Origin of the sequence: Microcystis sp. M53602_WE12 (assembly GCF_030065455.1) — a bacterium.
Classification (GTDB): Bacteria; Cyanobacteriota; Cyanobacteriia; order Cyanobacteriales; family Microcystaceae; genus Microcystis; species Microcystis aeruginosa.
In genome coordinates this window covers 1-7,414 of sequence record NZ_JASJFB010000069.1, presented here as the reverse complement: position 1 = coordinate 7,414, position 7,414 = coordinate 1, and the positions used below count along the sequence as shown (strand labels likewise).

12 protein-coding genes and 1 pseudogene are annotated in these 7,414 nt (G+C 41.2%); 4 read left to right on the top strand and 9 right to left on the bottom strand.

The window, feature by feature from the left end; genetic code table 11:
* Nucleotides 1-147: pseudogene (locus PX482_RS28020) on the bottom strand (Uma2 family endonuclease); the annotation flags it as partial.
* 29 nt (nt 148-176) lie between these two features.
* On the opposite strand from PX482_RS28020, the gene PX482_RS03065 reads away from it, so the two are divergent.
* Nucleotides 177-320, top strand: coding sequence for a hypothetical protein (locus PX482_RS03065; protein WP_004266758.1), 144 nt, complete (start codon nt 177-179; stop codon nt 318-320).
* Nucleotides 321-412: 92 nt separating this feature from the next.
* Here the strand turns inward: PX482_RS03065 and PX482_RS03060 are convergent, their stop codons facing one another.
* The 8 genes from PX482_RS03060 to radA form a co-directional block, all read right to left on the bottom strand.
* Complete coding sequence (locus tag PX482_RS03060; RefSeq protein ID WP_004266759.1) at nt 413-1,342, bottom strand: lysylphosphatidylglycerol synthase transmembrane domain-containing protein; 930 nt, start codon at nt 1,340-1,342, stop codon at nt 413-415.
* Nucleotides 1,335-1,793 carry a DUF29 domain-containing protein gene (locus tag PX482_RS03055; RefSeq protein WP_288095538.1) on the bottom strand — a complete coding sequence of 153 codons (459 nt, stop codon included), beginning with the start codon at nt 1,791-1,793 and terminating at the stop codon, nt 1,335-1,337. Before PX482_RS03055 ends, PX482_RS03060 begins: the two co-directional genes overlap by 8 nt.
* An 11-nt stretch (nt 1,794-1,804) precedes the next feature.
* Entirely contained in the window at nt 1,805-2,260 is a 456-nt protein-coding gene (locus PX482_RS03050) for a DUF29 domain-containing protein (RefSeq protein ID WP_147072336.1), read from the bottom strand.
* A gap of 11 nt (nt 2,261-2,271) precedes the next feature.
* Nucleotides 2,272-2,727, bottom strand: a complete 456-nt coding sequence (locus tag PX482_RS03045; RefSeq protein WP_004266761.1) for a DUF29 domain-containing protein — start codon at nt 2,725-2,727, stop codon at nt 2,272-2,274.
* A gap of 11 nt (nt 2,728-2,738) precedes the next feature.
* Nucleotides 2,739-3,194, bottom strand: coding sequence for a DUF29 domain-containing protein (locus PX482_RS03040; RefSeq protein ID WP_288095535.1), 456 nt, complete (start codon nt 3,192-3,194; stop codon nt 2,739-2,741).
* A 12-nt stretch (nt 3,195-3,206) separates the two neighbouring features.
* Nucleotides 3,207-3,662 (bottom strand): DUF29 domain-containing protein, encoded by a 456-nt coding sequence (locus PX482_RS03035; RefSeq protein WP_149986180.1) that lies wholly within the window; start codon nt 3,660-3,662, stop codon nt 3,207-3,209.
* A gap of 72 nt (nt 3,663-3,734) precedes the next feature.
* The gene (petL, locus tag PX482_RS03030) at nt 3,735-3,836 is read right to left on the bottom strand and encodes a cytochrome b6-f complex subunit PetL (RefSeq protein ID WP_002791324.1); all 102 of its coding nucleotides are present in this window, start codon (nt 3,834-3,836) and stop codon (nt 3,735-3,737) included.
* Nucleotides 3,837-3,881: 45 nt separating this feature from the next.
* A complete protein-coding gene (gene radA, locus PX482_RS03025) occupies nt 3,882-5,408 on the bottom strand; it encodes a DNA repair protein RadA (RefSeq protein WP_004266763.1) in 1,527 nt (508 codons plus the stop codon).
* 233 nt (nt 5,409-5,641) lie between these two features.
* Between radA and rpaB the strand changes: the two genes are divergently transcribed.
* The 3 genes from rpaB (at nt 5,642) to PX482_RS03010 (ending at nt 7,315) form a co-directional block, all read left to right on the top strand.
* Nucleotides 5,642-6,370: a response regulator transcription factor RpaB gene (rpaB, locus tag PX482_RS03020; RefSeq protein ID WP_002781934.1), complete on the top strand. Its 729-nt coding sequence runs from the start codon at nt 5,642-5,644 to the stop codon at nt 6,368-6,370.
* Between the two features lie 9 nt (nt 6,371-6,379).
* Nucleotides 6,380-7,021: a cofactor assembly of complex C subunit B gene (locus PX482_RS03015; RefSeq protein WP_287971709.1), complete on the top strand. Its 642-nt coding sequence runs from the start codon at nt 6,380-6,382 to the stop codon at nt 7,019-7,021.
* Nucleotides 7,022-7,165: 144 nt separating this feature from the next.
* Nucleotides 7,166-7,315, top strand: coding sequence for a hypothetical protein (locus tag PX482_RS03010; RefSeq protein ID WP_288093294.1), 150 nt, complete (start codon nt 7,166-7,168; stop codon nt 7,313-7,315).
* The last annotated feature ends 99 nt before the right edge of the window (nt 7,316-7,414 follow it).

Here is a 7,414-nt window from a genome sequence, read left to right as displayed (position 1 = left end):
GGCAATGCGGTGTCGGTTGCTTTCCAAGGGTTCACCATCATCAAAAATTAAGTCTGTGGGGGGTGGGGGGGGTTCCCAGAAGTCCTCGAAATCTTCTTCTATCAGTGCCGGAGAGGTGGCAGTTTCGTCGCTTTTGGCAATTGTCATTTTTTCGGCCTCTCTAGGTGGGAGTATCCATGTTTTTGCTGATTATTGATCCTATGTTACATCAGAATTTAGGAGTCAGTCCCGATGAAAAATTTTTCACCCCCACAGATGAAAGAGGTTTCCTTCCCTACACCCCACACCCCACACCCTCTTTCAAGTCAGGAGATAGATAGGAGTTGAGAAAATTATCTTCGCTTAACAATGATCAAAACTTTTCTTCTGGGTGCGTTACATTGGGCTAACACACCCGAATAATATTCTTAAGCTAACTAAAAAACTTGGCTTTATCTTTAACTAATTTTGTCCCGATTCCGGCGGCAATGACTTCGGAGAGAATGCTAATTAAACGATAGATAGCAACGGTGATAAGTACGTTAGCGGCGGGAAAGTTTTCTGTGTCTAAAAGTGCGATTGCTGTGGCTTCAAAAACTCCTAATCCCCCCGGCGCTCCGGGGACAACTAAACCCAATAACCAAGCAAAACTAAAGGTTCCTAAGAGGGGTAAAATCTGAGCGGGGGTAATCATTTTTAACACCATCCAAGCTAAAATAAAACCCGCACCGCGCCACAATAAAAATCCAGTTTCACCCAAGAGAGGGACGAGAGGATATTTAGTTAGATAAACAGGTTCTTGAGCAATCTTTTTCTTTTGGCTGAGGATTTTCAGAGGATAATTTAAAAATTTGGGATGAATGCCGATTAAAATTAATCCTAAAACTAATATCTGTATCCCTAGACTTGAGCTAGATTTCATCCAACCTAAACCACTACCAATAACTGCTATGGCTAAGGCTGCACACACCAGCAATAAAAGTTCTAATAAAACGCTTAAACTAGCGGTTCCCCAATCACTTCCTGCTTTATTAATTGCCACAATGCGAGCATAAAAGTGGCCGATATTACCGGGTAGATATTTTCCTAAATTGGTAATCATATAGATGCCAATTCCTGTGGAGGTTTTAATCGGTTGTTGATAGCTTTTGAGTATCCATGTCCACACCCATCCTGCCCAAATTTGAGCGATAACGGTGGTTACAAGTGCCAAGAAAAGAAATAACCAACCATGATTTTCAATTCTAACTGAGGTGACGTTATCCCAGTTATTTTTAAGGTTACTGAGAACAAAAAATAAGGTTCCCCCAATAATCAGCCAACGTAGAAACTTTTTCAGCATTTCATTTTTTCCTTTATTCATTTTCTGGGGGGAACCAATCGAGATCAAGAAGATTTTCTAAACTGTAGGGACATTCCCCAGGAAAACTAACTTGATTATCGGTTTTTTCTCTAACATAATTTAAAGCTTTCTGGTAAATACGAGGTAATTCTTGAGTGAGATAATTGCGGAGATTAGTAGTTAAATAAGTGTCGATCTGGTTTTTGAAATTGACGATTTCTGAACGCCAATGACTACGATTATATTCTCTTTCACTTCTCCAAAATTGCAGTAACAAAGCATGACGAATAATTTGCTGTAAAAAACTGGCAACACGAAACTTTTTTTCGTTTCCCAAGTCTTCTAATTCCTCGATTAAGTTTTCTAAGTCTAAAGCGTCAAATCTCTTCGCTTTTAAGAGTTCGATAGTTTCTTCCAACCAGAGAGAATCGTCAATCTCGTAGAGAGTTTTTAAGTCGGGAATAACAGTCATTATCGTCTCCTTTATTCGTAAGGTGGTAGCCAATTAGGATCGAGAAGTTCTTCTAAACTGTAGGGACAAGTATTAGGGAAAGTAACTTGATTTGTTGTCTTTTTTCTCACATAACGGATTGCCTTCTGATAAATATTATCAAATTCTTGTTCTAAATATTTCCGTAAACTTGCCGTTAGGTAGGTATTTAATTGATCTTGAAAATTTACCAGTTCTGATTCCCAATGACTTTGATTATATTCTCTTTCCCTTGTCCAAAATTGCAGTAACAAAGCATGACGAATAATTTGCTGTAAAAAACTAGCAACACGAAACTTTTTTTCGTTACCCAAATCTTCTAACTCCTCGATTAAATTATCTAAATCTAAAGCGTCAAATCTCTTCGCTTTTAAGAGTTCGATAGTTTCTTCCAACCAGAGGGAATCATCAATTTCGTAGAGAGTTTTTAAGTCGGGAATAACAGTCATTATCATCTCCTTTATTCGTATGGTGGTAGCCAATTAGGATCGAGAAGTTCTTCTAAACTGTAGGGACAAGTATTAGGGAAAGTAACTTTATTTTTTGTCTTTTTCCGCACCAAGAAAACTGCATCTTCATAAATATTAGTTAATTCATTTTGTAAATAATTACGGAGATTGGTGGTTAAGCGTCTTTTTAGCTGAATTTGAAAGTTGACTATTTCTAACTCCCAGTGATCCTGATTATATGCTCTTTCCTCTGTCCAAAACTGTAGGAGTAAACAATGTCTAATAATTTGCTGTAAAAAACTAGCAACACGAAACTTTTTTTCGTTACCCAAATCTTCTAATTCCTCGATTAAGTTTTCTAAATCTAAAGCGTCAAATCTCTTCGCTTTTAAGAGTTCGATAGTTTCTTCCAACCAGAGGGAATCATCAATCTCGTAGAGAGTTTTTAAGTCGGGAATAACAGTCATTATCATCTCCTTTATTCGTAAGGTGGTAGCCAATTAGGATCGAGAAGTTCTTCTAAACTGTAGGGACAAATATCAGGAAAGTTGACTTTATTATCGGTTTTTTGACGAACATATCGCACGGACTCAAAGTAAATTTGCTCAAATTCCTGTTCTAGATATTTGCGAAGATTTGTAGTTAAATAGCGCTTTAACTGATATTGAAAACTGACTATCTCTGCTTGCCAATGAGCTTGATTATATTTTCTTTCACTTGTCCAAAATTGTAATAATAAACAATGTCTAATAATTTGCTGTAAAAAACTAGCAATACGAAACTTCTTATCGTTTCCCAACTCTTCTAACTCCTCGATCAAGTTTTCTAAATCTAAAGCGTCAAATTTTTTCGCCTTGAGCAGTTCAATGGTTTCTTCTAACCAGAGAGAATCATCAATTTCGTAGAGAGTTTTTAAGTCGGGAATAACAGTCATTTTTTATCTCCTTTATTTGTAAGGTGGTAGCCAATTAGGAGCGAGCAGTTCTTCTAAACTGTAGGGACAAGTATCGGGAAAGTTGACTTTATTATCGGTTTTTTGACGAAGATAGCGAAGGGCTTTTTCATAAATAGTTGCCAAATTATGTTCTAGATAATTTCTTAAATTAGTCGTCAAATAAGTATTAAGTTCATCTTTAAAATTGATAATTTCTGAACGCCAATGAGCCTGATTATATTCTCTTTCACTTGTCCAAAATTGTAATAATAAACAATGTCTAATAATTTGCTGTAAAAAACTAGCAACACGAAACTTTTTCTCGTTTCCCAAGTCTTCTAACTCCTCGAGCAAGTTTTCTAAGTCTAGCGCTTCAAAATTTTTAGCCTTGAGCAGTTCGATAGTTTCTTCTAACCAGAGAGAATCATCAATTTCGTAGAGAGTTTTTAAGTCTAGAATAACAGTCATTTTTTATCTCCCCTAGAATTGGCAATAGTGACCAGTTAAACCGATCACTAAAGCTTTTTTACTGTTTATATACTAGATAATTTTAGCGGCGCGCAGACCGAAAAAGAGACCGAGGGCAATTCCGGTAAAAACGATCAGATAACCCGCCAAAGCAGCAACAGCTAACACAGACATGGTGAAAATCTCCCAAGTAATTTAATCTTTTTTAGCATTGTACCGTTATTCTTGCCCTTCCCCTTCCTCGTCTTCTATATCTTCCCCAAAGCGCTGCTGGGGGGGGATTGCGGCGACAATTGCCTCGATTACCTTGCCGACTGGAACAATTTCTAAGCCCACATCTTCGGGATAAACTTGACCTCTAGGGACAATCGCCCGTTTAAAGCCCAATTTAGCCGCTTCTTTTAATCTTAGTTCCATTTGCGACACTAAGCGGACTTGTCCGCCTAATCCCACTTCCCCGATTAAGACTGTGCGCGGATCCACGACTCGATCGCGAAAACTGGCGACAACAGCGATCGCAACTCCCAGATCCGCCGCCGGTTCTTCCACTCCCAACCCTCCTGCGGAGGCAACATAGGCATCTAATTTCGATAAAGGAATGCCGACGCGCTTTTCTAAAACGGCGAGAATTTGCTGTAATCGGTTGTATTCTATGCCCGTGGTCGATCTTCGCGGGGAAGCGTAGCTGGTGGGGCTAACTAATGCCTGTAACTCCACCACAATCGGGCGTGTACCTTCACAGGCTACCACCGTCGCCGTACCGGGGGAAAATTCGTCGCGATTGCCTAAAAACAATTCTGAGGGGTTTTCCACTTCCACCAAACCGTGATCCACCATCTCGAAAATACCGATCTCATGGGTTGCCCCAAAACGGTTTTTCACGGATCTTAAGAGACGATGGGAAGCATAGCGATCGCCTTCAAAATATAACACCGTATCGACCAAATGTTCCAAAACTCGCGGACCAGCGATCGCCCCTTCTTTAGTCACATGACCGACAATTAATAAAGTAATATTCTCCCGTTTTGCCACCTGCATCAAGGCGGAGGTACATTCGCGAACTTGGGCGACAGATCCCGGTGCGGAAGTTAAGGCCCCAAAATAAAGAGTTTGAATACTGTCAATTACCGCCACCTGTGGGCGTAGAGATTCTAATTCTCGCAAAATTTCCTCTAAATCGGTTTCTGGCAGAACATAGAGATGATTATCGAGTTCTGAGGTTGATTCAGAGGCTTTTTTCTCCTTGCCATTGCCGTTATTTTCCGACTCCACGGCAACCACTCCCACCCCCAAACGGGCAGCCCGCAGTTTAATCTGTTGTCCCGATTCTTCGGCGGAAACGTAGAGGATGCGCGGTAATCTTTGGGCGAGTTGGTTGGTAACTTGCAGTAAAAGCGTCGATTTGCCGATGCCCGGATCGCCGCCGATTAGTACAAGAGAACCGGGGACAATGCCACCACCGAGAACGCGATCGAATTCCCCGTAACCGGAGGGAAAACGTTCCTGTTCATACTGGGTAATTTCCGAGAAGCGCACCGAGATGCGCGGTTGGGGGTTGCGTTGCCCTTTGCCGTTATTTGGGCGACTATTTTGCCATCCTGGGCGATTTACCGCCGGATTATTGCCACCAGCCATCACTTGTTCTTCTAGCGTCCCGTAGGTGTCACAACTGGGGCATTTTCCCAACCATTGGGGAGATTCCGCCCCACAAGCACTACAGATATATATTGTTCGCGATTTCGCCATGTTTTTTAAGAAAAGTTGAAGAAAAGCGGTTTGGGGATCAATTCTCTTGTCAAATTTAATTAAGTATGATAGGGGGGAAGGAAGACCATAAAGTTATTGATAATTGCCATAAAAGAAATAAAATAGGAAATTTAGGCTTAATGATAACGGCAAAAGGATATTCTATAAACAGGAACGCTCGTTATTTAACTTTAAAATTCATCACACTATTTAACTAAGGAGTGTTAATTCAGTTGGAGAACCAGAAGGAAAAAATTCTCGTTGTTGATGATGAAGCCAGCATCCGTCGTATCTTAGAGACTCGTTTGTCGATGATTGGTTATGAAGTCGTCACCGCCGCCGACGGCGAGGAAGCTTTAGAAACCTTCCGCACCGCCGAACCCGATTTAGTGGTTTTGGATGTGATGATGCCGAAATTAGACGGTTACGGTGTCTGTCAGGAACTCCGCAAAGAATCGGATATTCCTATCATTATGTTAACGGCTTTGGGGGATGTGGCCGATCGAATTACCGGATTAGAATTGGGTGCCGATGACTATGTAGTTAAACCTTTTTCTCCCAAAGAACTCGAGGCGCGGATTCGTTCGGTGTTGCGTCGGGTAGAGAAAAATGGCGCCCCGGGGATTCCCAGTTCCGGTGTGATTCATATCGGTTCCATTAAAATCGATACCAATAAACGCCAAGTTTATAAGGGGGATGAACGCATCCGTCTGACCGGTATGGAATTTAGTTTACTAGAATTATTGGTCAGTCGCTCGGGAGAAGCTTTTTCGCGCTCGGAAATCCTTCAGGAAGTTTGGGGTTATACCCCCGAACGTCATGTGGATACGCGGGTGGTAGATGTGCATATTTCGCGTTTACGAGCCAAATTAGAGGATGATCCCAGCAATCCTGAGTTAATTCTCACCGCTAGAGGTACAGGCTATCTTTTTCAACGTATTCTAGAACCAGACGAGGAATAGTTCTCAGCTATGGCACAAGCTGATCCCAATCGTATTTTAAGACTGTTACCCCTGTTCGCCGGCATCGTCGGGGGTACGGTATTAATGTTTAATCGTTTTGCCACTGCCGATTTAACCCCATCGCAAGCGCGTTCCGATGTGATGGGAGTGATTTTGAGTGGGGTTTTAATTTTGGTGGGTTTAATCTGGCAAAGAGTTCAACCCCGCTTACCGGATGCTGTGGAATTAATCGGGCGCGAAGGCCTGGAATTTGCCCCAGATTTGCCAGAACAGGTTAAAATTGAGCTTGCTTGGGCTTCCCATTTACTTTTAACCAACACCGTGACAAAATCTCTGATCGTTTATTATCGGGGAGAAGTTTTATTACGTCGCGGTATCTTAAGCCAGAATTCTGAAGTTAAAGTTAGTAATATTATTAAAAGAGTTTTAGAAACCGGTAAAGCCGTTTATTTAGTTAATTTAAATTTATATCCCGCTAAAATCGAGTTTGACTATTTGCCAGAAAACACCCAAGGCTTAATCTGTCAACCCATCGGTAAGGAAGGGGTGTTAATTTTGGCCGCCAATGCGCCGCGCAGTTATACTAAACAAGATGAAATTTGGATCGAGGGAATTGCTGATAAATTAGCCGACACTTTCAGTCAGTTTTAGACGATTTCAGTTGAGTAGGGAAAAAAGATGCCAAGAATCCAGTTTAGCAATCTTCATATCTGGTTGTAGGGCGATTTTGTCCAAAATTGGCACAAAGCAAGAGAATTGCTTGAGTATCGGCGGCGAACATCTAAGAATCTCCCCATGAATTCATCTACTTTTGATCGCTTGATTACCCGCGGCGAAAATTTCGATGCAGTATTAGCGATCGCCAAAGTAACCACTTCTATTCAGATTCTACCAGTTTATTTTCCGGTTCTTCTGGTTTCTGTGTGGAAACGAGGTCTATACTGATAGTTTCTTCCGCCAAATAGCGATTAAAGTTTTGCCGGATAAGCATTTCACCTTACATAAGCAAAAATTATCACACAAAGTCGAGAAGAGCCATTTTCC